Annotated in this window: 27 protein-coding genes; 21 read left to right on the forward strand and 6 right to left on the reverse strand. The window is 63.2% G+C overall.

The features are described 5' to 3' along the window. Positions 1 to 24 precede the first annotated feature (24 nt). Complete coding sequence (locus ABI582_RS26560; protein WP_442120756.1) at positions 25 to 825, reverse strand: substrate-binding periplasmic protein; 801 nt, start codon at positions 823 to 825, stop codon at positions 25 to 27. A gap of 171 nt (positions 826 to 996) precedes the next feature. Here ABI582_RS26560 and ABI582_RS26565 point away from each other — a divergent pair, with 171 nt between their 5' ends. Then, a complete protein-coding gene (locus tag ABI582_RS26565) occupies positions 997 to 1,548 on the forward strand; it encodes an exonuclease domain-containing protein (RefSeq protein ID WP_338744715.1) in 552 nt (183 codons plus the stop codon). A 74-nt stretch (positions 1,549 to 1,622) separates the two neighbouring features. Beyond that, entirely contained in the window at positions 1,623 to 1,907 is a 285-nt protein-coding gene (gene ppnP / locus ABI582_RS26570; RefSeq protein WP_016498651.1) for a pyrimidine/purine nucleoside phosphorylase, read from the forward strand. A gap of 142 nt (positions 1,908 to 2,049) precedes the next feature. Here ppnP and ABI582_RS26575 read toward each other — a convergent pair whose 3' ends face one another. Continuing rightward, entirely contained in the window at positions 2,050 to 2,745 is a 696-nt protein-coding gene (locus ABI582_RS26575; protein WP_442120757.1) for an alpha/beta family hydrolase, read from the reverse strand. Between the two features lie 50 nt (positions 2,746 to 2,795). Between ABI582_RS26575 and ccoN (ABI582_RS26580) the strand changes: the two genes are divergently transcribed. The 16 genes from ccoN (ABI582_RS26580) to ABI582_RS26655 all read left to right on the forward strand — a co-directional run bounded on the left by ccoN (ABI582_RS26580) (position 2,796) and on the right by ABI582_RS26655 (position 18,452). Then, positions 2,796 to 4,220, forward strand: a complete 1,425-nt coding sequence (ccoN, locus tag ABI582_RS26580) for a cytochrome-c oxidase, cbb3-type subunit I (protein ID WP_016498649.1) — start codon at positions 2,796 to 2,798, stop codon at positions 4,218 to 4,220. 13 nt (positions 4,221 to 4,233) lie between these two features. Beyond that, positions 4,234 to 4,842, forward strand: coding sequence for a cytochrome-c oxidase, cbb3-type subunit II (gene ccoO, locus ABI582_RS26585; RefSeq protein WP_016498648.1), 609 nt, complete (start codon positions 4,234 to 4,236; stop codon positions 4,840 to 4,842). Positions 4,843 to 4,847: 5 nt separating this feature from the next. Next, complete coding sequence (locus tag ABI582_RS26590; RefSeq protein ID WP_442120758.1) at positions 4,848 to 5,051, forward strand: cbb3-type cytochrome oxidase subunit 3; 204 nt, start codon at positions 4,848 to 4,850, stop codon at positions 5,049 to 5,051. Beyond that, entirely contained in the window at positions 5,048 to 5,989 is a 942-nt protein-coding gene (gene ccoP, locus ABI582_RS26595) for a cytochrome-c oxidase, cbb3-type subunit III (RefSeq protein ID WP_016498646.1), read from the forward strand. Before ABI582_RS26590 ends, ccoP (ABI582_RS26595) begins: the two co-directional genes overlap by 4 nt. Before the next feature lie 446 nt (positions 5,990 to 6,435). Then, positions 6,436 to 7,878: a cytochrome-c oxidase, cbb3-type subunit I gene (gene ccoN / locus ABI582_RS26600; protein WP_019473374.1), complete on the forward strand. Its 1,443-nt coding sequence runs from the start codon at positions 6,436 to 6,438 to the stop codon at positions 7,876 to 7,878. Next, positions 7,878 to 8,486, forward strand: coding sequence for a cytochrome-c oxidase, cbb3-type subunit II (gene ccoO / locus ABI582_RS26605; protein WP_019473375.1), 609 nt, complete (start codon positions 7,878 to 7,880; stop codon positions 8,484 to 8,486). Before ccoN (ABI582_RS26600) ends, ccoO (ABI582_RS26605) begins: the two co-directional genes overlap by 1 nt. A gap of 5 nt (positions 8,487 to 8,491) precedes the next feature. Beyond that, complete coding sequence (locus ABI582_RS26610) at positions 8,492 to 8,683, forward strand: CcoQ/FixQ family Cbb3-type cytochrome c oxidase assembly chaperone (protein WP_024718181.1); 192 nt, start codon at positions 8,492 to 8,494, stop codon at positions 8,681 to 8,683. Beyond that, a complete protein-coding gene (ccoP, locus tag ABI582_RS26615; RefSeq protein ID WP_016498644.1) occupies positions 8,680 to 9,660 on the forward strand; it encodes a cytochrome-c oxidase, cbb3-type subunit III in 981 nt (326 codons plus the stop codon). Before ABI582_RS26610 ends, ccoP (ABI582_RS26615) begins: the two co-directional genes overlap by 4 nt. A 320-nt stretch (positions 9,661 to 9,980) precedes the next feature. Continuing rightward, on the forward strand, positions 9,981 to 11,396 hold the full coding sequence (ccoG, locus tag ABI582_RS26620; protein WP_138737460.1) for a cytochrome c oxidase accessory protein CcoG: 1,416 nt from the start codon (positions 9,981 to 9,983) through the stop codon (positions 11,394 to 11,396). A gap of 15 nt (positions 11,397 to 11,411) precedes the next feature. Next, complete coding sequence (locus ABI582_RS26625; protein WP_442120759.1) at positions 11,412 to 11,939, forward strand: FixH family protein; 528 nt, start codon at positions 11,412 to 11,414, stop codon at positions 11,937 to 11,939. 156 nt (positions 11,940 to 12,095) lie between these two features. Then, positions 12,096 to 14,570 carry a heavy metal translocating P-type ATPase gene (locus ABI582_RS26630; protein ID WP_442120760.1) on the forward strand — a complete coding sequence of 825 codons (2,475 nt, stop codon included), beginning with the start codon at positions 12,096 to 12,098 and terminating at the stop codon, positions 14,568 to 14,570. Next, positions 14,549 to 14,764, forward strand: a complete 216-nt coding sequence (gene ccoS / locus ABI582_RS26635) for a cbb3-type cytochrome oxidase assembly protein CcoS (protein WP_258653453.1) — start codon at positions 14,549 to 14,551, stop codon at positions 14,762 to 14,764. Before ABI582_RS26630 ends, ccoS begins: the two co-directional genes overlap by 22 nt. Beyond that, complete coding sequence (locus ABI582_RS26640; protein WP_019473381.1) at positions 14,757 to 15,440, forward strand: sulfite exporter TauE/SafE family protein; 684 nt, start codon at positions 14,757 to 14,759, stop codon at positions 15,438 to 15,440. The genes ccoS and ABI582_RS26640 overlap by 8 nt, the downstream gene beginning before the upstream one ends. A 104-nt stretch (positions 15,441 to 15,544) precedes the next feature. Then, positions 15,545 to 16,927 carry an oxygen-independent coproporphyrinogen III oxidase gene (gene hemN / locus ABI582_RS26645; RefSeq protein ID WP_442120761.1) on the forward strand — a complete coding sequence of 461 codons (1,383 nt, stop codon included), beginning with the start codon at positions 15,545 to 15,547 and terminating at the stop codon, positions 16,925 to 16,927. A 186-nt stretch (positions 16,928 to 17,113) separates the two neighbouring features. Continuing rightward, on the forward strand, positions 17,114 to 17,848 hold the full coding sequence (fnrA, locus tag ABI582_RS26650; RefSeq protein ID WP_012273416.1) for a Crp/Fnr family transcriptional regulator FnrA: 735 nt from the start codon (positions 17,114 to 17,116) through the stop codon (positions 17,846 to 17,848). Between the two features lie 55 nt (positions 17,849 to 17,903). Beyond that, entirely contained in the window at positions 17,904 to 18,452 is a 549-nt protein-coding gene (locus ABI582_RS26655; RefSeq protein WP_019473383.1) for an adenine phosphoribosyltransferase, read from the forward strand. Between the two features lie 127 nt (positions 18,453 to 18,579). Here ABI582_RS26655 and recR read toward each other — a convergent pair whose 3' ends face one another. From recR to dnaX, 3 genes are all read right to left on the reverse strand, one after another. Beyond that, entirely contained in the window at positions 18,580 to 19,182 is a 603-nt protein-coding gene (gene recR / locus ABI582_RS26660) for a recombination mediator RecR (protein WP_114170166.1), read from the reverse strand. A 220-nt stretch (positions 19,183 to 19,402) separates the two neighbouring features. Further along, positions 19,403 to 19,738: a YbaB/EbfC family nucleoid-associated protein gene (locus ABI582_RS26665; protein WP_016488349.1), complete on the reverse strand. Its 336-nt coding sequence runs from the start codon at positions 19,736 to 19,738 to the stop codon at positions 19,403 to 19,405. 63 nt (positions 19,739 to 19,801) lie between these two features. Further along, positions 19,802 to 21,877 carry a DNA polymerase III subunit gamma/tau gene (dnaX, locus tag ABI582_RS26670; protein WP_442120762.1) on the reverse strand — a complete coding sequence of 692 codons (2,076 nt, stop codon included), beginning with the start codon at positions 21,875 to 21,877 and terminating at the stop codon, positions 19,802 to 19,804. Between the two features lie 148 nt (positions 21,878 to 22,025). Between dnaX and ABI582_RS26675 the strand changes: the two genes are divergently transcribed. Both ABI582_RS26675 and ABI582_RS26680 read left to right on the forward strand, forming a co-directional pair. Further along, complete coding sequence (locus ABI582_RS26675; RefSeq protein WP_442120763.1) at positions 22,026 to 22,769, forward strand: substrate-binding periplasmic protein; 744 nt, start codon at positions 22,026 to 22,028, stop codon at positions 22,767 to 22,769. Positions 22,770 to 23,148: 379 nt separating this feature from the next. Further along, positions 23,149 to 23,343 (forward strand): hypothetical protein, encoded by a 195-nt coding sequence (locus ABI582_RS26680; protein ID WP_019472861.1) that lies wholly within the window; start codon positions 23,149 to 23,151, stop codon positions 23,341 to 23,343. 227 nt (positions 23,344 to 23,570) lie between these two features. On the opposite strand, the gene ABI582_RS26685 is transcribed toward ABI582_RS26680, so the two are convergent. After that, entirely contained in the window at positions 23,571 to 24,059 is a 489-nt protein-coding gene (locus tag ABI582_RS26685; RefSeq protein ID WP_442120778.1) for a DUF2938 domain-containing protein, read from the reverse strand. An 83-nt stretch (positions 24,060 to 24,142) separates the two neighbouring features. Here ABI582_RS26685 and ABI582_RS26690 point away from each other — a divergent pair, with 83 nt between their 5' ends. Beyond that, positions 24,143 to 24,562, forward strand: a complete 420-nt coding sequence (locus ABI582_RS26690) for a helix-turn-helix domain-containing protein (RefSeq protein WP_403013678.1) — start codon at positions 24,143 to 24,145, stop codon at positions 24,560 to 24,562. Positions 24,563 to 24,708 lie beyond the last annotated feature (146 nt).

The following is a 24,708-nucleotide window of genomic DNA, read 5'->3' on the forward strand; positions in this document are numbered from 1 at the left end:
AGAACGTTGCCGCAGTGCGTGAATTTAGTCTTGGGGGACCGAGACGGTGATGCGGTAGGGCTCGAATATCCGTGCCAGTTCTCCGCTGTCACGCAGCTCACGCAGCAGGCCGGCAAACGACTGCTCGCCGATAGGGGCACCCGGGCGCAGCAAGGCGTAGTGGTGATAGACCTGGTCGATGCGTTGCGAAGGCACCAGCTGCGCCTTGCTGGCCGGGTTGCGCGCCAGGAAATCACTGAGGTAGGAGCGCGTGACCAGGGCGATATCGGCGCGGCCGGCCTGCACCATCAGCAGGTTGCTGTCGTGGGAGTAGGTCAGGGTCGCGTCATAGGTTGTGCGCAGGTAGTCCGGGTCGGAATTGAAGCGGGCGAACGCATAGTGATAGCCATTGAACAACGCCAAACGTTTGCCACGCAGGTCATCGAAGTAATGCGGGTCGCTGCCATTGGCCTGGCGGGCAACGAACACTTCGGCATCCTCCAGGCCCATGTCCACGGTCTGGTGGGCAATCTGCTCCCAGCCCCATTGCGGGTTCTCGAAAATCGCCATGTCGGTGCGTCCCTGCTGGAAGTCACCAAAACGCCGCTGGATGGAAGTGGGCACCAGGACAAAGTGATACCCCTGCTGCAAGCGGTTGAGCGCGTCGACCAATTGCGGCAGCAGGCCGGTGTCGGCCCCCTGCTCAGGGCGCACCGTGTAGGGCGGGAAATGCGCCGCGCCAATCTTCACTTCGACGGCGTCGGCAGCCCAGGCTGGCACCGCCAGCCAATACACGGCCAGCAACATCAGGGTGGACAAGGCCTTGAGGCCGGGTGCTGGAGTCAAGACGGACGCTCATCACGGTTCATGCCTGGGTCCGCTTAAGCTAGGCGTTTTCCGGAAGCGGCACAACTGCTGGTGCGCGCTCTTTGTCACAAAGCAGGCGGCAATATGCCAGGGGGTGCCGTATGCGCGGAGTTTGGCTACGCTCTAGCAGGATCTGCAAGGGAGCCTGGTATGGGCCATTGGTTGGTGATCGACCTGGAAGCCACCACCGACGAGGGTGGGTGGCCGGTAACAGAAATGGAAGTCATTGAAATCGGCGCCAGCCTGGTTACCCGCGAAGGCCGCGAGGTCGACCACTTTCAGTGTTTCGTGCGGCCACGGCGGCGGCCACAGCTGACCCCTTTTTGCCGCGAACTGACGCACATAAGCCAGGCCGATGTAGACAGCGCTGCGCCGTTTCGCGAGGTGTGGGCAAGCTTCGAGCGCTGGCTCGGCCCCCACCGTGAGCAGCTTCAGGCTTGGGTCAGCTGGGGCGACTACGACCGCCAGCAACTGCACCAGGAATGGCAGCTGCACGGGTTCGACAGCCTGCTACGGACGTTGCCGCACATCAACCTCAAGCAACGTTTTGCCAAGGCCCGCCACCTGCAGCGCCCCACCGGCCTGAACGGTGCCCTGCACCTGGCCGGCATGCACTTTTGCGGGCAGCAGCACCGGGCCCTTGAAGATGCGCGCAACACCGCGCGGCTATTGCCGTTGACGCTGCCCGCCAGCAGCCCCTGAAAGCAGATGACGAGGCCTGTGGGCTTGGGCATACTGGCCAGCCCTTTTTCCTCCCCCCTTTTCAGGAGTCGCCCATGTTCCAGGTCAACGAGTACTTCAACGGCACCGTCAAGTCGATCGCATTCGCGGGCGAAGAAGGCCCAGCCACTGTCGGCGTCATGGCCCCGGGCGAATACGAGTTCGGCACTGCCAAGCGCGAAATCATGCACGTGGTATCGGGCGCGCTGACCGTGAAACTGCCAGGCAGCGACAACTGGGAAACCTTCAATGCCGGCGACAAGTTCAACGTTGCCGCCAACAGCAAGTTCCAACTGCAAGTGAAGGTGGACACCGCTTACCTGTGCGAGTACCGCGACTAACTGTTCGCTATTGGCACGCTCGATGTAGGAGCGGCCTTGTGCCGCGAAAGGGCCGCACAGCGGCCTCCGCATTTCACGCTGCGAAGCTGAAAACCTGGGGCCGCTTCGCAGCCCTTTCGCGGCACAAGGCCGCTCCTACACGTCATATGCCTGCCAAGAAACTGGCCACACGCTGCGCCGCCGCCTGCATATGCTGCTCATGGCTGAACCCCGAGGCCTTCAACGGCTTCAGGTCATGGTCCCCCGCCACTAGCCAGCTCACTTCGATTGCCGGCGACAACGCATACCCCGCCACCGCCTCGCGGTTACCCAGCGCATCCCGTTCGCCCTGCACGATCAACGTCGGTGTTTTCAACGCCGCCAGGTGCTCCACCCGTGGCTTCTCGGGTTTACCCACCGCATAGAACGGATAGCCCAGGCACACCAGCGCATCCGCGCCCAGTTCGTCGGCCAACAGGCTCGCCATGCGCCCGCCCATGGACTTGCCGCCCACGGCCAGCTTGCCCGCGACCAAAGGTCGCACCTGCCGGTACACCTCGCGCCAGCATTCCAGCAATACCTTCTGCGGGTTCGGCGGCCGTTTGCCGCCAGTAACCCTGCGCTCGGCCATGTACGGGAACTCGAAGCGCACCACCGCTACCCCAAGCGCCGCAAGCCTTTGCGCCATTTCGTCCATGAACCCGCTGTCCATCGGCGCACCTGCGCCGTGGGCCAGGATCAGGCAGCCCTTGTAGCCGTCCTTGCCCTGAGCCTGTGGAGGATCGCAGCGCAAGCCTGGGACATTTCCGACCTTCGCCCATTGATCCCCGTCAATACCGGCACTTTGCCCATTAATCATGCTTGCCTCGCTGTAAAGCCTGCCAAATAACCGTGGATGGGAACCCATACATGAACACAACCAGCAGTACCGCCTATAACTACAAGGTGGTCCGCCAATTCGCCATCATGACGGTGGTGTGGGGAATCGTCGGGATGGGGCTCGGCGTCTTCATCGCCGCCCAGCTTGCCTGGCCTTCCCTCAATTTCGACCTCCCCTGGACCAGCTTCGGCCGCCTGCGCCCCCTGCATACCAATGCGGTGATCTTCGCTTTCGGCGGCTGCGCGCTGTTCGCCACCTCCTATTATTCGGTGCAACGCACCTGCCAGACCACCCTGTTTGCACCGCGCCTGGCCGCGTTCACCTTCTGGGGCTGGCAACTGGTGATCCTGCTGGCGGCCATCAGCCTGCCACTGGGCTACACCAGCTCCAAGGAATACGCCGAACTGGAATGGCCGATCGACATCCTGATCACCATCGTCTGGGTGGGCTACGCCATCGTGTTTTTCGGCACGCTGATGAAGCGCAACACCAAGCACATCTACGTGGGTAACTGGTTCTTTGGTGCCTTCATCCTCACCGTGGCGTTACTGCACATCGTCAACAACCTGGAACTGCCGGTCAGCCTGACCAAGTCGTACTCGGTGTACGCTGGCGCCACCGATGCCATGGTGCAGTGGTGGTACGGCCACAACGCGGTGGGCTTCTTCCTGACCGCGGGCTTCCTGGGGATGATGTACTACTACGTGCCCAAGCAGGCCGAACGCCCGGTGTATTCCTATCGCCTGTCGATCGTGCACTTCTGGGCGCTGATCACCCTGTACATCTGGGCAGGCCCCCACCACCTGCACTACACCGCCCTGCCCGACTGGGCGCAGTCGCTGGGCATGGTGATGTCGCTGATCCTGCTGGCACCGAGCTGGGGCGGCATGATCAACGGCATGATGACCCTGTCGGGGGCCTGGCACAAACTGCGCAGCGACCCGATCCTGCGCTTCCTGGTCGTTTCGCTGGCGTTCTACGGCATGTCCACCTTCGAAGGGCCGATGATGGCCATCAAGACGGTCAACGCCCTGTCCCACTACACCGACTGGACCATCGGCCACGTGCATGCCGGCGCCCTCGGCTGGGTGGCAATGATCTCGATCGGTGCGCTGTACCACACCATCCCGAAAGTGTTCGGCAAGGAACGCATGTACAGCCTTGGCCTGATCAACGCGCACTTCTGGCTGGCCACCATCGGCACCGTGCTGTACATCGCCTCGATGTGGGTCAACGGCATCGCCCAGGGCCTGATGTGGCGCGCAGTCAACAGCGACGGCACGCTCACCTATTCGTTCGTGGAAACCCTGGTGGCCAGCCACCCAGGCTTTGTCGTGCGCTTCGTCGGCGGCGCGATCTTCCTCAGCGGCATGTTCCTGATGGCCTGGAACACCTGGCGCACCGTGCGTTCGCCAGCGCTTGACGTCGCCCCTGCGAACGCCCAGTTGGCTTGAGGAGAAACGCCTGATGAAACATGAAGTCATCGAGAAAAACGTCGGCCTGATGGCCCTGCTGATGGTGTTCGCCGTCAGTATCGGCGGCCTGACCCAGATCGTCCCGCTGTTCTTCCAGGACGTCACCAACAAGCCGGTGGAAGGCATGAAACCCTACACCGCGCTGCAACTGGAAGGCCGCGATATCTACATCCGCGAAGGTTGCGTGGGCTGCCACTCGCAGATGATCCGCCCGTTCCGCGCCGAAACCGAGCGCTACGGCCACTACTCGGTGGCCGGCGAGAGCGTGTGGGACCACCCGTTCCTGTGGGGCTCCAAGCGCACCGGGCCGGACCTGGCCCGTGTTGGCGGCCGTTACTCGGACGACTGGCACCGCGCGCACCTGTACAACCCGCGCAACGTGGTGCCGGAGTCGAAGATGCCGTCATACCCGTGGCTGGTCGCCCAGCAGGTCGACAACAGCCACACCGACGTCAAGATGCGCACCTTGCGCACCCTGGGCGTGCCGTATTCCGACGACGACATTGCCGGCGCCCGCGACGCAGTCAAGGGCAAGACCGAGATGGATGCGCTGGTCGCCTACCTGCAGGTGCTCGGCACCGCGATCAAGAACAAGAGGTGAGTGCGATGGAAATGGACATCGGCATGATCCGCGGCCTGGGCACCCTGGTGGTGATGATCGCCTTCATCGGCCTCTCCCTGTGGGTATTCAACCACCGCCGCGACCGTGATTTCGCCGAAGCGCGCCTGCTGCCCTTCGTCGACGACCGCCTGCCCCCTGCCGGGCAGGAACCTGCTGCCACGACTGCTGCAAGGAGTAACGGGCAATGACCACCTTCTGGAGTACGTACATCAGCGTACTGACCATCGGTAGCCTGATCGGCCTGACCTGGCTGCTGCTGGCCACCCGCAAGGGCGAGAGCAAGAACACCACCGACCAGACCATGGGCCACAGCTTCGACGGCATCGAGGAATACGACAACCCGCTGCCCAAGTGGTGGTTCTGGCTGTTCGTCGGCACCCTGGTGTTCTCGGTCGGCTACCTCATCCTCTACCCAGGCCTGGGCAACTGGAAAGGCATCCTGCCGGGCTATGAAAATGGCTGGACCGGCGTCAACGAATGGCAAAAGGAAATGGACAAGGCTGACGCCAGGTTCGGCCCGATCTTCGCCAAGTACGCCGCCATGCCCGTGGAAGAAGTGGCCAAGGACCCGCAGGCATTGAAAATGGGCGGTCGCCTGTTTGCCTCCAACTGCTCGGTGTGCCACGGCTCGGACGCCAAGGGTGCCTTCGGCTTCCCCAACCTCACCGACAAGGATTGGCGCTGGGGCGGCGAAGCAGAAACCATCAAGGCTTCGATCATGAATGGCCGTCATGGCGTGATGCCAGCCTGGGCCGAGGTGATCGGTGATCAGGGCGTGGCCGATGTGGCCGCATTCGTGCTGACCAACCTTGACGGCCGCAGCCTGCCTGAAGGGAACAAGGCCGACGTGGTCAAGGGCAAAGAGATCTTCGCTGCCAACTGCGTGGCTTGCCACGGCCCTGAAGGCAAGGGTACCCCTGCCATGGGCGCACCCGACCTGACCCACCCGCAGGCGTTCATCTACGGCTCGAGCTTTGCCCAGCTGCAGCAGACCATTCGTTATGGTCGCCAAGGGCAGATGCCGGCGCAGGCCGATATCCAGGGCAACGACAAGGTGCACCTGCTGGCGGCTTATGTGTATAGCCTGTCGCAGGATAGCGCTGCTGAAACGGTGACCTCCAAGTAGTACCCCGGGGCCGCTTTGCGGCCCATTCGCAGCACAAGGCTGCTCCTACAGGGATCGCGTAACAACTGTAGGAGCAGCCTTGTGCTGCGAATGGGCTGCAAAGCAGCCCCTCTCCCCGCTCTACCCCCTCCTTGCACCCCCTCCGAACACAACTAAGCTTGTTGCCTCAGTGGGCTTCGCTCCGAAAGGACTGAAGCAGACGCGGCGCATGGCCTGTCGCCGCCCCAAAAAAAGCTTGACCGATCGATCAGAAAAAGGTGAAAAACGGTACACATTACAAATATTTATTTGTGTACAATCGTCCAGACCCGATCGCTGCGGGACATCAGTGAACGGGCCCGGACACGGGTCGGCGTACCAAAGTTGCGTTGCAGTAGCCTTGCTGGTTATCAATACTGGCGCCGATTTTTCGACCAACAAGAACATCAAAACCGTGGAACCTTAGAATGAGCACAGCAATCAGTCCGACTGCTTATAACTATAAGGTCGTCCGCCAGTTCGCCATCATGACGGTGGTCTGGGGGATCCTTGGCATGGGCCTCGGCGTCTTCATCGCCTCGCAGCTGGTATGGCCGCAACTGAACCTGGACCTGCCCTGGACCAGCTTCGGCCGCCTGCGCCCGCTGCACACCAACTTGGTGATCTTCGCCTTCGGGGGCTGTGCGCTGTTCGGCACCAGCTACTACGTGGTGCAGCGCACCTGCCAGACCCGGCTGATCTCCGACAGCATGGCCGCCTTCACCTTCTGGGGTTGGCAGGCGGTGATCGTCGGCGCGCTGATCACCCTGCCGATGGGCTACACCACCACCAAGGAATACGCCGAGCTCGAATGGCCGCTGGCGATCCTGCTGGCCATCGTCTGGGTTACCTACGGGCTGGTGTTCTTCGGCACCATCGTCAAGCGCAAGACCAAGCACATCTATGTCGGCAACTGGTTCTACGGCGCCTTCATCGTGGTCACCGCGATGCTGCACATCGTCAACCACATCTCGCTGCCGGTGAGCCTGTTCAAGTCGTACTCGGCCTATGCCGGCGCCACCGACGCGATGATCCAGTGGTGGTACGGTCACAACGCCGTAGGCTTCTTCCTCACCACCGGCTTTTTGGGGATGATGTACTACTTTGTGCCCAAGCAGGCCGAGCGGCCGATCTACTCGTATCGCCTGTCGATCGTGCACTTCTGGGCGCTGATCACCCTGTACATCTGGGCCGGCCCGCACCACCTGCACTACACCGCCCTGCCCGACTGGGCGCAGTCGCTGGGCATGGTGATGTCGATCATCCTGCTGGCGCCAAGCTGGGGCGGCATGATCAACGGCATGATGACCCTGTCCGGTGCCTGGCACAAACTGCGCACCGACCCGATCCTGCGCTTTTTGGTCGTTTCGCTGGCGTTCTACGGCATGTCCACCTTCGAAGGCCCGATGATGGCCATCAAGACCGTGAACTCCCTGTCGCACTACACCGACTGGACCATCGGCCACGTCCACGCGGGCGCGCTCGGCTGGGTGGCAATGATCTCGATCGGCGCCGTGTACCACATGATCCCGAAACTCTACGGCCGCGAGCAGATGCACAGCATCGGCCTGATCAACGCGCACTTCTGGCTGGCCACCATCGGCACCGTGCTGTACATCGCCTCGATGTGGGTCAACGGCATTACCCAAGGCCTGATGTGGCGGGCCATCAACGATGACGGCACCCTAACCTACTCCTTCGTCGAAGCCCTGCAGGCCAGCCACCCTGGCTATATCGTCCGCGCCCTGGGCGGTGCGTTCTTCGCCAGCGGCATGCTGCTGATGGCCTATAACGTGTTCCGTACCGTACGTGCCGCCAACCCGGTACAGGCTGAAGAAGCCGCCAAGATCGTCGTTGTGGGAGCGCACTGATGAAGCATGAAGCCGTCGAGAAGAACATAGGCCTGCTGGCCTTCTTCATGGTCATCGCCGTCAGCGTCGGTGGTTTGACCCAGATCGTCCCGCTGTTTTTCCAGGACGTCACCAACAAGCCTGTCGAAGGCATGAAGCCGCGCACCGCCTTGGAGGTGGAAGGCCGCGATATCTACATCCGCGAAGGCTGCGTAGGCTGCCATTCGCAGATGATTCGCCCGTTCCGCGCCGAAACCGAGCGCTACGGCCACTACTCGGTAGCTGGCGAGAGCGTGTGGGACCACCCGTTCCTGTGGGGCTCCAAGCGTACCGGGCCGGACCTGGCCCGCGTTGGCGGCCGCTACTCCGATGACTGGCACCGTGCGCACCTGTACAACCCGCGCAACGTGGTACCGGAGTCGAAGATGCCGTCCTACCCGTGGCTGGTCGAGAACAAGCTCGATGGCAAGGACACCGCGAAGAAGCTGGAAGTGCTGCGCACACTCGGTACCCCGTACACCGATGCCGACATCGCCGGCGCGGCTGACGCGGTCAAGGGCAAGACCGAAATGGACGCCATCGTCGCGTACCTGCAAGGTCTTGGCACCATCATCAAGAGCAAACGGTGACGCTGATGGATATCGGGATGATTCGCGGCCTGGGCACCGTCGTGGTGATGGTGGCCTTCGTGGGCCTTGCGCTGTGGGTGTTCAACCCACGGCGTAAAAAGGACTTCGACGAAGCGACCCAACTGCCCTTCGCGGATGACCCCGAGGCCACCCGGCACGTCGAGCAAGCAAAAGCTTCTGGGAGCAAAAAACAATGACAACCTTCTGGAGTCTGTACGTTACCGTCCTGACCCTGGGCACCATCTTCTCGTTGACCTGGCTGTTGCTATCGACCCGCAAGGGCCAGCGCGAAGAGGTCACCGACGAAACCGTCGGGCATGCCTTCGATGGCATCGAGGAATACGACAACCCGCTGCCAAAATGGTGGTTCTGGCTGTTCGTCGGCACCATCATCTTCGCCCTCGGCTACCTGGTGCTGTACCCGGGCCTGGGCAACTGGAAAGGCATCCTGCCGGGCTACTCGTACCTGGATAACGACAAGCAGACCGAGTTTTCCAACGGCCAGCCGGGCTGGACCGGCGTGCACGAGTGGGAAAAGGAAATGGCCAAGGCCGATGCCCGCTTCGGGCCGATCTTCGCCAAGTTCGCCGCCATGCCCATCGAAGAGGTGGCCAAGGACCCGCAGGCGCTGAAAATGGGCGCACGGCTGTTCGCCTCCAACTGCTCGGTGTGCCACGGCTCCGATGCCAAGGGCGCCTTCGGCTTCCCCAACCTGACCGACAACGACTGGCGCTGGGGCGGCGAGCCGGAAACCATCAAGACCACCATCATGGGCGGCCGCCACGGCGTGATGCCGGCCTGGGCCGAAGTGATCGGTGATCAGGGCGTGGCCGACGTGGCTGCATTCGTGGTCAGCAAGCTCGATGGCCGCACCCTGCCTGAAGGCGCGAAGGCCGACGCCGAGAACGGCCAGAAGATCTTCGCCGCCAACTGCGTGGCCTGCCACGGGCCGGAAGGCAAAGGTACGCCCGCCATGGGCGCACCGAACCTGACCCACCCACAGGCGTTCATCTACGGTTCGAGCTTTGCCCAGCTGCAGCAGACCATTCGCTATGGTCGCCAAGGCCAGATGCCAGCGCAAGAACAGCTGCAGGGTAATGACAAAGTGCACTTGCTGGCGGCTTATGTTTACAGCCTGTCGCAACGGGACCAGGCGCAGGCCAAGGCTGAGTAAGCAGGTCTGACCCTTTCGCGGGTAAACCCGCTCCCACAGGTTCTCCATCAGATTTGAAGTTGGTGCGATCTCTGTGGGAGCGGCTTTAGCCGCGAAGAGGCCGGTACAGCCAGTGCATTTCTGGCAGGCTGATGACCTGGATCAATTGACACCCGCCATAACACGATTCATACCACGAACCCAACGCGACTAAAGGTCGCAGTGCGGCCCCATACCGCCATCAGCGGCGTATCATGGACCGCAGAGCGCTAGCAGATTGCGCGAGACTGCGGCCGGCACGCACTGGCCGCGGCGTTTCTCCACTGCCGTGGGACTTGATGATGAGCAAGCAAATTCCGGTACATGATGTGACCCCGCCTGCCAGCAAAGGGAAGGATTCCGTCGACCTCTACGCCTCCCGGGAAAAAATCTACACCCGCGCCTTCACCGGCTTGTTCCGCCGCCTGCGCATGGTCGGCGGTGCAGTGCTGTTTCTGCTGTACTTCGGCACCGTGTGGCTGAACTGGGGCGGCCACCAGGCCGTATGGTGGAACCTGCCCGAGCGCAAGTTCTACATCTTCGGCGCCACCATCTGGCCGCAGGACTTCATCCTGCTGTCGGGCATCCTGATCGTCGCCGCCTTCGGCCTGTTCTTCGTCACCGTGTACGCAGGCCGCGTATGGTGCGGCTACACCTGCCCGCAAAGCGTGTGGACGTGGATTTTCATGTGGTGCGAAAAGGTCACCGAAGGCGACCGCAACCAGCGCATGAAGCTCGACAAAGCCCCCATGAGTGGCAACAAGTTCCTGCGCAAGTTCGCCAAGCACAGCCTGTGGCTGCTGATCGGCTTTGTCACCGGCATGACCTTTGTCGGCTATTTCTCGCCCATCCGCGAGCTGGTCATCGAATTCTTCACAGGGCAGGCCGATGGCTGGGCCTACTTCTGGGTCGGCTTCTTCACCCTCGCCACCTACGGCAACGCCGGCTGGCTGCGCGAGCAGGTGTGCGTGTACATGTGCCCCTATGCACGCTTCCAGAGCGTGATGTTCGACAAGGACACGCTGATCGTGTCCTACGACCCGCGCCGTGGCGAAACCCGCGGACCACGCAAAAAAGACACCGACTACAAGGCCCAGGGCCTGGGTGACTGCATCGACTGCACCATGTGCGTGCAGGTCTGCCCGACCGGCATCGACATCCGTGACGGCCTGCAGATCGAGTGCATCGGTTGCGCCGCCTGCATCGACGCCTGCGACAGCATCATGGACAAGATGAACTACCCCAGAGGGCTGATCAGCTACACCACCGAGCACAACCTGTCCGGGCAGAAAACCCACATGCTGCGCCCACGCCTGATCGGCTATGCCGCAGTGCTGCTGGTGATGATGATTGGCCTTGCGACTGCCTTCGCCACCCGCTCACTGGTCGGTTTCGATGTGAGCAAAGACCGCGTGCTGTACCGCGAGAACGCCCAGGGCCGGATCGAAAACGTATACAGCCTGAAAGTGATGAACAAGGACCAGCGCGACCACGTCTACGTACTGGACGCTGCCGGCCTGCCGGACCTCAAGCTTGAAGGCCAGCGCGAAATCCGCGTGGCTGCCGGTGATATCGTCAGCCTGCCCGTGCAGCTGTCGGTCGCCCCCGAGAAGCTGCCATCGACCACCAACGAAATCACCTTCACCCTCAAGAGCGCCGACGACAGCGACGCCCAGGTTGAAGCCAAGAGCCGCTTCATCGGCCCACAGATCCGCTAAGAGAGATAACGCACAATGCCTGCCGCCACCGCCGCCAGCCCCTGGTACAAGCACCTCTGGCCCTGGATCATCATCGGTATCCTCACCACCTCGGTGTGCCTGAGCCTGACCATGGTCAGCATTGCCGTGCGCAACCCGGACAACCTGGTGAACGACAACTACTACGAGGCCGGCAAAGGCATCAACCGCTCGCTGGACCGCGAGTTGCTGGCGCAGCAACTGGGCCTGAAGGCCAGCGTGCACCTGGACGAGCTGACCGGCGAAGTGGACCTGCGCCTGACCGGCAGCAGTGGCCCGCAAAACCTGGAGCTGAACCTGATTTCGCCCACCCAGCCGGAGAAGGACCGCAAGGTACTGCTGAGCAGGGTCGACGCGGGGCGCTATGTGGGGCAGCTGGAGGACAAGGTCGACGGGCGCCGCTTTGTCGAGCTGCTGGGCAGTGAAGCTGGCCAGGTGTGGCGCTTGTTCGAAGAGGAAAAAGTGGAGCATGGTGTGACCTTGCAGCTGGGTGACGAAGCTATCCAAGGCGCTGAGCACCTGTAGGAGCGGCCTTGTGTCGCGAAAGGGCTGCACAGCAGCCCCGGCAACCTATGCTGCGAAGCTGAAATCCTGGGGCCGCTTCGCGACCCTTTCGCGGCACAAGGCCGCTCCTACAGGGGTGCGTGCCCGACCGGCCGATTTGTGTAAGGCAATGATGTGATGACCCAGCCCACCCCCTGCTACCACTGCGCCCTGCCCGTCCCCGCCGGCAGCCGCTTTACCGCCGTGGTCCTCGGCGAGCCCCGGCAGTTCTGCTGCCCCGGCTGCCAGGCGGTGGCCGAGTCGATCGTCGCCGGTGGCCTGGAGCACTACTACCAGCACCGCAGTGACAACAGCGCCAACCCCGAGGCCCTGCCCAGGCAGTTGCAGGACGAACTGGCCCTGTACGACCGCAGCGACGTGCAGCAAACCTTCGTCCGCCACCAGGGCGAGCTGGCCGAAACTACCCTGCTGGTCGAAGGCATCAGCTGCGCCGCCTGCGGCTGGCTGATCGAGAAGCACCTGCGCAACCTGCCCGGCGTCGCCGAGGCGCGCCTTAACCTGTCCAACCACCGCCTGCTGCTGAGCTGGGACGACAAGCAACTGCCGCTGTCACGCCTGCTCGCCGAGTTGCGCCAGATCGGTTACGCCGCCCACCCCTACCAGCCCGACAAGGCCGCCGAGCAACTGGCCCAAGAGAACCGTAGCGCTTTGCGCCGCCTGGGCGTGGCCGGGCTGCTGTGGTTCCAGGCAATGATGGCGACCATGGCCACCTGGCCAGAATTCAACATCGACCTGTCACCTGAACTGCACACCATCCTGCGCTGGGTGGCCCTGTTCCTGACCATCCCCATCGTGTTCTACAGCTGCGCGCCGTTCTTCAAAGGCGCAGCACGCGACCTGCGCACCCGCCACCTGACCATGGACGTTTCGGTGTCGCTGGCCATCGCCCTGGCTTTCGGCGCCGGCATCTGGACCGCGATCACCGGCAGCGGTGAGCTGTATTTCGACACCGTGGGCATGTTCGCCCTGTTCCTGCTCACCGGCCGCTACCTGGAGCGCCGTGCCCGCGAACGCACGGCTGCGGCCACCGCGCAGCTGGTCAACCTGCTGCCAGCCTCATGCCTGCGCCTGGACGCCTTTGGCTGCAGCGAGCGCATCCTGCTCAGCGAACTGCACTGCGGCGACACGGTGCAGGTGCTGCCCGGCGCGGTGATCCCCGCCGACGGGCGTATCGTCGAAGGCCGATCCAGCATCGACGAGTCGCTGCTGACCGGCGAATACCTGCCGCAACCGCGCCGCGTGGGCGAGCGGGTCACCGGCGGTACGCTGAATGTCGAAAGCACCCTGAACGTGGAAGTCGAAGCCCTCGGCCACGATTCGCGGCTCTCGGCCATCGTCCGCCTGCTGGAACGCGCCCAGACCGAAAAACCGCGCCTGGCCGAAATCGCCGACCGGGCCTCGCAGTGGTTTCTGCTGTTCTCGCTGGTGGCTGCCGTGGCCATCGGCCTTTGGTGGTGGTACCTGGACCCTGCACGGGCGTTCTGGATCGTGCTGGCCATGCTGGTGGCCACCTGCCCATGCGCGCTGTCCCTGGCCACGCCTACGGCACTGACTGCCGCCACCGGCACCCTGCACAAGCTGGGCCTACTGATAACCCGCGGTCATGTCCTCGAAGGCCTTAACCAGATCGACACGGTAATCTTCGACAAAACCGGCACACTGACCGAGGGCCGCCTGACTTTGCGCAGCATCCGCCCGCTCGGCAGCCTGCCCGCTGACCGCTGCCTGGCCCTGGCCGCCGCCCTGGAAAACCGCTCCGAACACCCCATCGCCCGCGCTTTCGGCCGTAACGCGATGCCCGCCGACGATGTACAGACCGTGCCAGGCCTGGGCCTGGAAGGCCTGGTCGACGGCCAACGCCTGCGTATCGGCCAGGCCACCTTCGTCTGCGCCCTGAGCGGTGCGCAAATCCCCGGCGTGCCGGAGCCCCGAGGCCAGTGGCTGCTACTGGGTGACCGCCAGGGGCCGCTGGCCTGGTTTGGCCTGGACGACCGCCTGCGCGACGACGCCCCGGCCCTGCTCGCCGCCTGCAAGGCGCGAGGCTGGCGCACGCTGCTGCTGTCGGGCGACAGTTCGCCGATGGTCGCCGAAGTGGCCGCGCAACTGGGCATCGACCAGGCCATTGGAGGCCTGCGCCCGGACGACAAGCTGGACCGGCTGAAGGCGCTGCAGGCGGCCGGGCGCAAGGTGCTGATGCTCGGCGACGGGGTCAACGACGTGCCAGTGCTGGCCGCCGCCGACATCAGCATCGCCATGGGCAGCGCCACCGACCTCGCCAAGACCAACGCCGACGCAGTGCTGCTGTCCAACCGTCTGCAAGCCCTGGTGCAAGCCTTCGACCTGGCCCGCCGCACCCGCCGCAACATCCTCGAGAACCTGCTGTGGGCCACCCTGTATAATGGCCTGATGTTGCCGTTTGCCGCGCTCGGCTGGATCACCCCGGTGTGGGCGGCCATCGGCATGTCGGTCAGTTCGCTGATCGTGGTGCTCAATGCCCTGCGCCTGACCCGCATGCCGATGGCATCGAGCCTGCCGAAAACCGAAGCACCCTTGCCCGGGAGGAAGTCGCCATGCCCGCCCTCTATGTCATGATCCCCGCAGCCCTGCTGCTGGTCGGCGTGGCCGTGTACATCTTCTTCTGGGCAGTGGACAGCGGCCAGTACGACGACCTCGAAGGCCCTGCCCACAGCATCCTGTTCGACGACCAGGACCCGCGCCACCAGGCCGCGGTAAAGCCTGACGACACCCCGCAGGACGCCGACAAGGAACCACCACCCCGTGCCTGACCTGCTTCCCCTGCTGGGCTCGGCACTGGTCCTGGGCCTGCTTGGCGGCGGCCACTGTCTGGGCATGTGCGGCGGCCTGATGGGCGCGCTGACCCTGGCCATCCCGCCAGAGCAGCGTGGCCGGCGCTTGCGCCTGCTGCTGGCGTACAACCTTGGGCGCATTCTCAGTTATGCCAGTGCCGGCCTGTTGCTCGGCCTGGCCGGCTGGGCCGTGGCCAGCAGCCCGGCAGCATTGGCGCTGAGGGTGGTGGCTGCGCTGCTGTTGATCGCCATGGGGCTGTACCTGGCCGGCTGGTGGAGCGGCCTGACCCGTATCGAAGCCCTGGGGCGCGGGCTGTGGCGGCATATCCAGCCGGTGGCGTCGCGCTTGCTGCCGGTGTCCAGCCTGCCCCGGGCATTGCTGCTGGGCGCCCTGTGGGGCTGGCTGCCCTGCGGGTTGGTGTACAGCACCCTGTTGTGGGCGGCCAGCCAGGGCAACGCCGGGTACAGCGCAGCGTTGATGCTGGCGTTCGGGCTTGGGACCTGGCCGGTATTGCTGGCCACCGGGCTGGCGGCCGAACGGGTAAACGCCCTGTTGCGCCGACGGAGTGTGCGGGTGGCGGGCGGTGTGCTGGTGATGCTATTCGGTATCTGGACCCTGCCGGGCCCACACCAGCACTGGCTGATGGGGCATTGAAGGGGCTGCTTTGCAGCCCCAATGCCCTTGATACAAATCAACACTGATTTCTACAGACAACCATAGACTCCGGAACACTGCTGCTCTTTCCGGGGACCGCCCTCATGCTCGACGACCTACGTTGGGATACCGACCTGATCCGCCGCTACGATCTGGCCGGGCCACGCTACACCTCCTACCCGACCGCCGTGCAACTGCACAGCGAGGTGGGCTCGTTCGACCTGCTCCACGCCCTGCGCGAGAGCCGTCGAGCCGTGCGCCCGCTGTCGTTGTACGTGCACGTGCCGTTTTGCGCCAACATCTGCTACTACTGCGCCTGCAACAAGGTCATCACCAAGGACCGCGCGCGCGCCGCGCCGTACCTGCAGCGCCTGGAGCAGGAAATCCAGCTGATCGCCTGCCACCTGGGCCCCAAGCAGCGGGTTGAACAGCTGCATTTTGGCGGCGGTACGCCAACGTTCCTCAGCCATGTGGAACTGCGCCAGCTGATGGCCACCCTGCGTCAGCACTTCCACCTGCTGGACGACGATTCCGGCGACTACGGCATCGAGATCGACCCCCGCGAGGCCGACTGGTCGACCATGGGCCTGCTCCGTGAGCTGGGTTTCAACCGCGTCAGCCTGGGCGTACAGGACCTCGACCCGGCCGTGCAGCGTGCGGTCAACCGCCTGCAGAGCCTTGAGCAAACCCGCACACTGATCGAGGCTGCACGTACCCTGCAGTTCCGTTCGGTCAATTTGGACCTGATCTACGGCCTGCCCAAGCAAACCCCGGAAGGCTTTGCGCGCACCGTCGAAGAAGTGATCCGCCTGCAACCCGACCGCTTGTCGGTGTTCAACTATGCCCACCTGCCCGAGCGCTTCATGCCACAGCGGCGCATCGACAACAACGACCTGCCCAGCCCGGCCACCAAGCTGGAAATGCTGCACGCCACCATCGAGCAGCTGACCGCCGCCGGCTACCGCTACATCGGCATGGACCACTTCGCCCTGCCAGACGACGAACTGGCCATGGCCCAGGAAGAAGGCACCCTGCAGCGCAACTTCCAGGGCTATACCACCCACGGGCACTGCGACCTGATCGGCCTGGGGGTCTCGGCCATCAGCCAGGTCGGCGACCTGTACTGCCAGAACAGCAGCGACCTCAACACCTACCAGGAGAGCCTGTCCAACGCCCAGCTGGCCACCCAGCGCGGCTTGCTGTGCAACCACGACGACCGCATCCGGCGCGCGGTGATCCAGCAACTGATCTGCCACTTCGAGCTGGACTTCGAACCCATCGAACAGGCCTTTACCATCGATTTTCGCGGTTACTTCAACGACCTCTGGCCCGAGCTGCTGACCTTGCAGCGCGACGGCCTGATCAACCTGGACGACAAGGGCATCCGCATCCTGCCGGCCGGCCGCCTGCTGGCGCGCTCGGTATGCATGGTGTTCGACGCCTACCTGGCGATGCACAACCGCCAGCGTTTCTCGCGGGTTATCTGAAAACCGAGTCGTTCAACCGCATGGACAAGCCTCCTTGCCAGGCACACTATGGGCACACAAGGACTCCCGGCAGGACGTCTGCCGGGGTTTCGCCAGGGCGCACCATCAACGCGCACGCTGGCCTACACCCTGTGTCGTGGGTTACCCTTACGACTTATGTGTGCTTTCCCACAAGGATCGATTCAAATGTCCGAGCCAGTCAAACTGCGCCCACACAACCAGGCCCATTGCAAGGATTGCAGCCTGGCCCCCCTGTGCCTGCCTCTTTCGCTGAACCTGGAAGACATGGATGCACTGGATGAAATCGTCAAGCGTGGCCGGCCGCTGAAAAAAGGCGAGTTCCTGTTCCGCCAAGGTGACAATTTCGGCTCGGTCTACGCCGTACGTTCCGGTGCCCTGAAAACCTTCAGCCTCAGCGACAGCGGCGAAGAGCAGATTACCGGCTTCCACCTGCCCAGCGAGCTGGTCGGCCTGTCGGGCATGGATACCGAAGCTTACCCGGTGTCGGCCCAGGCCCAGGAAACCACCTCGGTGTGCGAAATCCCCTTCGAGCGGCTTGACGAGCTGTCGGTGCAACTGCCGCAGCTACGTCGCCAGCTGATGCGGGTGATGAGCCGGGAAATCCGCGACGACCAGCAAATGATGCTGCTGCTGTCGAAGAAGACTGCCGACGAGCGCATTGCCACCTTCCTGGTCAACCTGTCGGCGCGCTTCCGCGCCCGCGGCTATTCGGCCAACCAGTTCCGCCTCAGCATGTCGCGCAACGAAATCGGCAACTACCTGGGCCTGGCGGTAGAAACCGTGTCGCGAGTGTTCACCCGCTTCCAGCAGAACGGCCTGCTGCGCGCCGAAGGCAAGGAAGTGCACATCCTTGACCCGATCCAGCTGTGCGCGCTGGCCGGTGGCGCAATCGAAGCCTGAGGCCGGCGTTTAGCGGGTATACTTGGGCATTCGTTTTCCCAGGATACCCGCAACAATGCACAGCGACGCCTTCGACCTCAAAGCCCTGATCCGCCCGGTAGTGGACTTCCCCAAACCGGGCGTGATCTTCCGCGACATCACCCCGCTGTTCCAATCGCCGCGCGGGCTGCGCTATGTGGCCGACCAGTTCATCGAGCGCTATGTCGAGGCTGAGTTCAGCCACATTGGTGCCATGGACGCGCGGGGCTTCTTGATTGGTTCGATCATCGCCCACCAGTTGAACAAGCCGCTGATCCTGTTCCGCAAGCAAGGCAAGCTGCCGGCTGACGTGCTGAGCGAGGGTTACCAGACCGAATACGGCGAAGCCTTCCTGGAAGTGCATGCCGACAGCCTGTGCGAAGGGGATTCGGTGTTGATTTTCGACGACCTGATCGCCACTGGCGGTACGCTGCTGGCGGCGGCCAACCTGGTGCGTCGTACCGGGGCGCAGGTGTTCGAGGCGGCGGCGATCATTGATCTACCGGAGCTGGAGGGCTCGCGCAGGCTTCAGGCCGCGGGTGTGCCAACCTTCTGCCTGACCGAATTCACCCTCAGCGAATACTGAGTTGGCTTTTGGGGCTGCTTTGCAGCCCATCGCGGCACAAGGCCGCTCCTACAGGTGTAGCCGTGCTTCCCTGTGGGAGCGGGCTTGTCCCGCGAATGGGCCGCAAAGCGGCCCCAGCATTTTTGAATCAGAGCGAAATTGGCCGGCGCCCTGCAAAGGCATGGGCCAAGGTCCCGCCATCCACCATCTCCAGCTCGCCGCCCAGCGGCACACCATGGGCAATCCGGGACGCCACCAGCCCCTTCTCGCTCAGCAACTGCGCGATGTAATGCGCCGTCGCCTCCCCTTCCACCGTCGGGTTGGTCGCCAGGATCACCTCGGTGAAGGTGCCCTGCTCCTCGATGCGTGCCATCAGCTGCGGAATGCCAATTGCCTCCGGCCCCAGGCCGTCCAGCGGCGACAGGTGCCCCTTGAGCACAAAGTAACGGCCACGGTAGCCCGTCTGCTCCACCGCATACACATCGGTCGGCCCCTCGACCACGCACAGCTGGGTATCGTCACGGCGCGTGTCGGCGCATTGCGGGCACAGTTCCTGCTCGGTCAGGGTGCGGCACTGGCGGCAATGGCCAACCCCTTCCATGGCCTGGGTCAAGGCCTGGGCCAGGCGCAGGCCGCCGCTGCGGTCACGCTCCAGCAGTTGCAAGGCCATGCGCTGGGCGGTTTTCTGACCGACACCTGGCAGGATGCGCAGGCCGTCGATCAGTTGGCGGATGAGGGGGCTGAAGCTCATGGGGATGGCCTGACAAATCAATAAGAGGCGGTTTATACCCAGCGTGGGCAGCGGCGTCAAATCACATCACCCAACGCCTGCGCGGCCTGCTGTTATGTGAGAGCAACTGCCTTGCACAAAACAGTTGCCCCCACATTAAGAGCAGACCGCGCCTGAGTTGAAATCTTCGCAAAAAAAACCGCCGCTGATGTCAGCGGCGGTTTCCGGTCTCGCAATGCCCTTAGAACGGCATCTTGAAGCCCGGCGGCAGCTGCATGCCGGCGGTCATGCCGCCCATCTTTTCCTGGCTGCTCTGCTCGATCTTGCGCACGGCATCGTTCAGCGCGGCGGCGATCAGGTCTTCCAGCACTTCCTTGTCGTCCTCGTCGGTCGACATCAGGCTTTGGTCGATGCTGACGCGCTTGACGTCGTGACGACCGGTCATCACCACGCTCACCAGGCCGCCACCGGACTGGCCGGTGACTTCGGCGTTGGCCAGCTCTTCCTGCATTTTCTGCATCTTTTCCTGCATCTGCTGGGCCTGCTTCATCAGGCCGGCCATGCCACCTTTCATCATGGGGTATACCTCGATTGGGTCATGTGATGCGGCCCGGCGCAGGGCCAGCCGCATGGTTATCCGTTACTGGCCCTGTTTGGCCAGGGCCTCTACAGGCTCAATAGTATCCTGCCGCACCTTGGCACCGAACAACTTGATCATCTGCTGGATCAACGGATCCTGCTCGATCGAGCTGACCGCGTCCTGCTGGCGCTCTGCACGCTTGCGCGACGCCGCCTGGGCCGGGGTTTCCTGCTCGGGCAGGATCAACTCGATGCGCAGGTTCAGCGTGCGCCCCAGGTGCTGGTTGAGCGCTTCGTTCAGGCGCCGCTGCTGGGTCGTGTTGAACAGCGCGCCCTGGCCAGGGTCCAGGTGCAGCAGCCAATCGTCGCCATCGGCGGCAATCAGCGTACAGTTTGCAGCGATGTTGCCTGTCATCCCGGACACAGGCAACTGTGGGAATAATTCCAGCCATTGCAGGGCCAGCCCGGTGGCCGGCTTGGCTGCCGGCAGCGGTTCGGCCGCCGGCTTGGACACCTCTTCCTGCACATGTTCGGCCAACTCGTCCAGGTAGCTGAAACCGACCGGGTCGCTTTCACCACCGTAGTAGTCTTCATCCAGCGGCGGCTCATCGTCGCGATCCATGCCTACGGCTGCGTAGGCGGAGGGATCGAAAGGCGGCTCGTCGTGGGTCGCGGTGGCCTGTGGTGCCGGCGCCGGGGCAACAGGCTCGGGCGCTGGTGCGGGCACAGGCGCAGGTTCAGCCGCTACCGGCGCGGGTGCAGCTGCCGGCTCTTCCCACGGCAGGTCGACCACCTCTGCGACAGGCTCGGGTACGGAAATGGCCTCGATCTCGGCCTGCAGCTCAACGTCTGGCTCGGCCTCCGGCTCATGGTCGGCTGTCGCAGGTGCAGGCACTTCGAGCTGTGGGGCAGCCGCCACAGGCTCTGCCGGTACGGCCGCGACAGGCGATGAGCGCTCGGCCGACACCGAGGCTGCCACCGGCGTTGCAGGATCAGCTGTGGCTTGGCTGATCCCCACTGGCTTTAGCACCGGTTTCGGCGCGTCGTCGGTATCGGCCGGGCGGAACGCCAGCATGCGTAGCAGGACCATCTCGAAACCACCACGCGGGTCCGGCGCCAATGGCAGGTCTCGGCGGCCGATCAGGCCCATCTGGTAATAGAACTGTACGTCCTCGGCGGGCAAGGCCGAAGCCAGCGCCAGCACCCGCTCGCGGTCGCCCTGGCCGTTGTCCACCGCTTCCGGCAGCGCCTGGGCAATGGCAACTCGGTGCAGCACGTTAAGCATCTCGGCCAGCACGCCAGCCCAGTCCGGGCCCTGCTCGGCCAGGTTGCGCACGGCCTCCAGCAAAGCACGGGCATCGCCTTCGAGCAACGCCTGCAACACGCCATAGACCTGGCCGTGATCAAGGCTGCCAAGCATGGCCCGCACGTCAGCGGCCAGCACCTTGCCTTCGCCAAAGGCGATGGCCTGGTCGGTCAGGCTCATGGCGTCACGCATCGAGCCATCGGCCGCACGGCCCAGCAGCCACAGGGCATCCGGCTCGAACGGCACGTTTTCGGCGGCCAGTACGTGGCTGAGGTGTTCAACCACCCGCTCCGGGCTCATGTTCTTCAGCGAGAACTGCAGGCAGCGCGACAGGATGGTGGCCGGCAGCTTCTGCGGGTCGGTGGTGGCGAGGATGAACTTGACGTAGGGCGGCGGCTCTTCCAGCGTCTTGAGCAAGGCGTTGAACGAGTGGGTCGAGAGCATGTGCACTTCGTCGATCAGGTAGACCTTGAAGCGCCCACGGCTCGGGGCGTACTGCACGTTGTCCAGCAGTTCGCGGGTGTCCTCGACCTTGGTGCGGCTGGCGGCGTCGATCTCGATCAGGTCGACGAAGCGGCCTTCGTCGATTTCACGGCACACCGAACAGGTGCCGCACGGCGTGGAGGTGATGCCGGTCTCGCAGTTCAGGCACTTGGCGATAATACGGGCGATGGTGGTCTTGCCCACGCCCCGGGTACCGGTGAACAGGTAGGCGTGGTGCAGGCGCTGATTGTCCAAGGCATTGATCAAGGCCTTCAGCACATGGGCCTGGCCGACCATTTCGCGGAACGAGCGCGGACGCCATTTACGTGCAAGAACCTGATAACTCATCGAAAAACCATCGTAGCCTGATCGAGCGGAAGATCGCTAATGCTAGCGGAGCGGGGGCAAAATTGCACCCTGCGCGCGTCGTCTACGCTTTGAGGCAGGCGCGTTGTTCAGGGAGGATACGCCTTTGCCAATTCTGCTGGCGCTTCTGATGCTCTGGTCCGCTTACACCCTGGCTGAACAGCCGGTGCTGCGTTTCTCCGTGGCAGAGAGCTGGAGCATGCCACTGGTGCGCCTTGAAGGCGACCAGCCAGTGGAGGGGTTGCTTTACGACCTGACACAGGCCGTTGCCAAGGAAGTGGGCGCTCGTGCCGAGTACCACGTCATGGCCCGCCTGCGCCTGGAGGAGGCGATGAGCAGCGGCGACATCGACGTGCGTTGCTACGTCAGCACCCGATGGCTCAATGACCGGCCGGGGGATTTTGTGTGGAGTATCCCGCTGATTCACCAGCGCGACGTGCTGGTTGGCCGCCTCAGCGACAGCACCCCGATGCCCCCGGAGCAGCTGCCACCCCAGGCTATCGGCACGGTGCTGGGCTACACCTACTCAACCCTGCAACCGCTACTGGACAAGGGCCAACTGCACCGTGAGGACAGCCGCAGCCAGTTGCTGGTGCTGCAAAAGCTGCAGGCCGGGCGGTATCGGCATGCGGTGAGCAACCAGCTGTCGTTGCAGTGGTTCAACCAAGGCCTGCCAGCCGAGCAGCAATTGCAGGCGCTGGCGGTGTTGGAAGAACAGGATTTGGGGTGCATGGTGCGCAACGACCCGGCGATACCGACACAAGCGCTGTTGCGGGCGCTGGTACGAATGAAGCAGTCAGGGGAGATCGAGCGGATTGTGCAACGGTATGGGGGAGCTGGCGACCCGGACAACATGTCTGTGGCCCGGCCCTGATCCGGCCCATCTGATGGAAGGCAAAACCCTCGCGAAGCTTGCGCGCCCTCCTGTGGGAGCGGGTTCACCCGCGAACACCGGCAAAGCCGGTGCCATCCACCGCGGCGCCTGCTTCGCGGGTGAACCCGCTCCCACAGGGTTACTCGATATCCCTGCTATCCCGACTTACTTCAAGACCAAATCATTGGCTTCGGCGCTCAAACGCCAATGCCACCGCATCCGCCTGCCCCCAGGCAATCTGCATGGCCCGCAACCATGACGATCTTGAGGGCAATTGGACTACAACACCAATGGAAGACGGCGGTTTCGCCCCCAAACAAAACCGCACACAATGAAGCACGCCCCATGGCACATTCGCCCCATCAGAATAGACAGGCCGATGCTTCAGGATGATCGTAAACACCTCGAACTTGAAAAGTTACAAATTGGAAACAGCAAGCTTGTCGCCGAGACTCACAAACTCGTGGCAGAAACGCGTAAGCTCAAGCGAGAGACGTTTTGGTACCCGCTATTGGTTGGAGCGACGGTGGTGACAGCCGTCGCGGGCATCATGGCTTTGACCAGCAAACTTTGAGTCTTCATCAACCCAGGTGTAAGGAGTCCCAAATGCCCCGCCCTGCCCAAAACCCCTCTGAGCAGTTACACAGCGAAGCGGAGATGCTTGCTGAGGAGATACGCAAGCTCAGAGAATCCTCCCCGTGGGAGGCTTTAATCCCGCTTAGCATAGGTGCAGGGTTTGCCTTGGTACTACTGATAGCAGGTATGCTGATTGTGCGCTCGCTCTGACCGAACTCACTGCCCTTACACCGAAGCCAGCAACCCCGCACCCAAGAACAACCCCACGCCAAACACAAAATGCGTAACCAGGCTCTTCAGGCAGTTACGCGCAGGTGTCGGCGTTCTGGACGCAAAGAACCCCGCTCCCATCGCCGGCTGCATGAAGCACAGCGGTGCCACGACTGTGCCCACACCCACAAGTACTGCTGGCAAAAGAGTAGGTGACCGCAACCAGCTCTCCCCTGCGATCACAACCAGCAGCAACGCGAAAAGCACGCCAGTGGCGTAATGAATCACCCATCCCCACGCCAACTCATTTCGCACCGGTTCCGCTTTGGCAATCGCTTGGTGCCACACTCGCCCGCCTAACAGATGCCCCACCCAACGCCCAACCATGGCAAAGTTCAGCATTGCCACACCCAACCGCCTCAGCAGTAACCCCCACAGGTCCATCACTACCGTGGCACCGATGCCAATCGGCAACGCAGCTAAAAACATCGCAGTAAACGTCATTGAACAAGCCCTCGAAGGTTGACGATCATTACCCATGCCGCGCAGCATAGAAGTTGAAGTCAACTTCAAGTCAAGGGCCCGAAATGGACATTGCCGACGTCGCAAAACGCACAGGCGTACCCGCATCGACACTGCGTTACTACGAGAAGAAAGGCCTGCTCAAGTCGCTGGCCGGGCGCGGCCAGCGGCGGCAGTTTGCGGCTGATGTGGCAGACCGGCTGGCACTGATCGCCCTGGGGCAGGCTGCTGGGTTTTCGCTGGATGAAGTGGGGGCGATGCTGGTGGACCTGCAGGTCGACCGGCAGATGCTGATCGCCAAGGCGGACGAACTGGATGCGCGAATCAGGCGGTTGCAAGCGATGAGCAAGGGATTGCGGCATGCGGCGCAGTGCCCGGAGGAGGATCATCTGGCATGCCCGAAATTCCAGCGGCTGATGAAGCTGTCGGCGGCCGGAGCATTGGGCGAAAAGCAGGCAAGAACGAAGGCGTTCGTTGCAGACTGATGTTTTCCGACCCCAGAAATGGAGGCGGCCCCACCAGCCACACCCCGGCACTCGATGTTCCCGCTATGGCTGCTCCCTTCCGGGCCTGACCAGGTGGCATGCAAGCATGCTCGGGAATCAATGCGGGCCTTATGAGGCAAGGGTTT

The sequence above is a fragment of the Pseudomonas sp. SAS7 genome, from assembly GCF_052112345.1.
In the GTDB taxonomy this organism is placed as follows: Bacteria; Pseudomonadota; Gammaproteobacteria; order Pseudomonadales; family Pseudomonadaceae; genus Aquipseudomonas; species Aquipseudomonas putida_Q.

Bases quoted from the DNA above. Each gene is read 5' to 3' on its own strand.
- ABI582_RS26565 (WP_338744715.1), top strand. From the start codon at position 997: ATGGGCCATTGGTTGGTGATCGACCTGGAAGCCACCACCGACGAGGGT.
- ppnP (WP_016498651.1), top strand. From the start codon at position 1,623: ATGTTCCAGGTCAACGAGTACTTCAACGGCACCGTCAAGTCGATCGCA.
- ABI582_RS26575 (WP_442120757.1), bottom strand. From the start codon at position 2,745: ATGATTAATGGGCAAAGTGCCGGTATTGACGGGGATCAATGGGCGAAG.
- ccoN (WP_016498649.1), top strand. From the start codon at position 2,796: ATGAACACAACCAGCAGTACCGCCTATAACTACAAGGTGGTCCGCCAA.
- ccoO (WP_016498648.1), top strand. From the start codon at position 4,234: ATGAAACATGAAGTCATCGAGAAAAACGTCGGCCTGATGGCCCTGCTG.
- ABI582_RS26590 (WP_442120758.1), top strand. From the start codon at position 4,848: ATGGAAATGGACATCGGCATGATCCGCGGCCTGGGCACCCTGGTGGTG.
- ccoP (WP_016498646.1), top strand. From the start codon at position 5,048: ATGACCACCTTCTGGAGTACGTACATCAGCGTACTGACCATCGGTAGC.
- ccoN (WP_019473374.1), top strand. From the start codon at position 6,436: ATGAGCACAGCAATCAGTCCGACTGCTTATAACTATAAGGTCGTCCGC.
- ccoO (WP_019473375.1), top strand. From the start codon at position 7,878: ATGAAGCATGAAGCCGTCGAGAAGAACATAGGCCTGCTGGCCTTCTTC.
- ABI582_RS26610 (WP_024718181.1), top strand. From the start codon at position 8,492: ATGGATATCGGGATGATTCGCGGCCTGGGCACCGTCGTGGTGATGGTG.
- ccoP (WP_016498644.1), top strand. From the start codon at position 8,680: ATGACAACCTTCTGGAGTCTGTACGTTACCGTCCTGACCCTGGGCACC.
- ccoG (WP_138737460.1), top strand. From the start codon at position 9,981: ATGAGCAAGCAAATTCCGGTACATGATGTGACCCCGCCTGCCAGCAAA.
- ABI582_RS26625 (WP_442120759.1), top strand. From the start codon at position 11,412: ATGCCTGCCGCCACCGCCGCCAGCCCCTGGTACAAGCACCTCTGGCCC.
- ABI582_RS26630 (WP_442120760.1), top strand. From the start codon at position 12,096: ATGACCCAGCCCACCCCCTGCTACCACTGCGCCCTGCCCGTCCCCGCC.
- ccoS (WP_258653453.1), top strand. From the start codon at position 14,549: ATGCCCGCCCTCTATGTCATGATCCCCGCAGCCCTGCTGCTGGTCGGC.
- hemN (WP_442120761.1), top strand. From the start codon at position 15,545: ATGCTCGACGACCTACGTTGGGATACCGACCTGATCCGCCGCTACGAT.
- fnrA (WP_012273416.1), top strand. From the start codon at position 17,114: ATGTCCGAGCCAGTCAAACTGCGCCCACACAACCAGGCCCATTGCAAG.
- ABI582_RS26655 (WP_019473383.1), top strand. From the start codon at position 17,904: ATGCACAGCGACGCCTTCGACCTCAAAGCCCTGATCCGCCCGGTAGTG.
- recR (WP_114170166.1), bottom strand. From the start codon at position 19,182: ATGAGCTTCAGCCCCCTCATCCGCCAACTGATCGACGGCCTGCGCATC.
- ABI582_RS26665 (WP_016488349.1), bottom strand. From the start codon at position 19,738: ATGATGAAAGGTGGCATGGCCGGCCTGATGAAGCAGGCCCAGCAGATG.
- dnaX (WP_442120762.1), bottom strand. From the start codon at position 21,877: ATGAGTTATCAGGTTCTTGCACGTAAATGGCGTCCGCGCTCGTTCCGC.
- ABI582_RS26675 (WP_442120763.1), top strand. From the start codon at position 22,026: ATGCTCTGGTCCGCTTACACCCTGGCTGAACAGCCGGTGCTGCGTTTC.
- ABI582_RS26680 (WP_019472861.1), top strand. From the start codon at position 23,149: ATGCTTCAGGATGATCGTAAACACCTCGAACTTGAAAAGTTACAAATT.
- ABI582_RS26685 (WP_442120778.1), bottom strand. From the start codon at position 24,059: ATGACGTTTACTGCGATGTTTTTAGCTGCGTTGCCGATTGGCATCGGT.
- ABI582_RS26690 (WP_403013678.1), top strand. From the start codon at position 24,143: ATGGACATTGCCGACGTCGCAAAACGCACAGGCGTACCCGCATCGACA.